Below are 535 nucleotides of genomic sequence, written 5' to 3' on the forward strand. Positions count from 1 at the left end.
TAGCCCTGAATTCCGGAGTGTTTTCGATTGCCGCGGTCCTGGCGCGGCTCTAGTCTGCGCCGAATCGAGACGGACGGAAATCATATGAAGCTGGGCAAACATCCGGCGGCGGCGATCAAGACCCGCCCGCTATCGTGAGCGGTTCGGTGCCCAGGGTCGAGCCGCTGACATTGCTGATCGGCGTGTCGATGACCATTGGCTACGGCACGCTCTACTACCCCTTCGCGATCCTCGGGCCCGAGATTGCCCGCGATCTGGGCTGGAGCAACAGCTTCGTCTTCGGCGTGTTCTCCGTTGCGCTGCTGACAAGCGCAGTCACAGCCTCCGTTGTCGGCCATGCGATGGACCGCTTCGGCGCCCGGCCGGTCATGGTGGTCGGCTCGGTTCTGGCCGGCGCCACACTCGTCAATCTGTCGTTCGTGCACTCGATGACCGGTTTTGTCATTGCCATGCTGCTGATCGAACTCGCCGCGCGCATGGTGCAGTATGAGACCGGCTTTGCGGCGCTGACCGCCATTCACGGGCGCAAGGCGCG

Annotated in this window: 1 protein-coding gene; it reads left to right on the top strand. The window is 63.4% G+C overall.

From position 1 onward, the window contains the following. Nucleotides 1-134: 134 nt before the first annotated feature. The coding region (locus ACR0C6_RS22195) for an MFS transporter (protein ID WP_480621364.1) at nt 135-535 on the top strand (401 nt) is incomplete at its 3' end.

The organism is Ruegeria sp. AL12 (assembly GCF_056540885.1).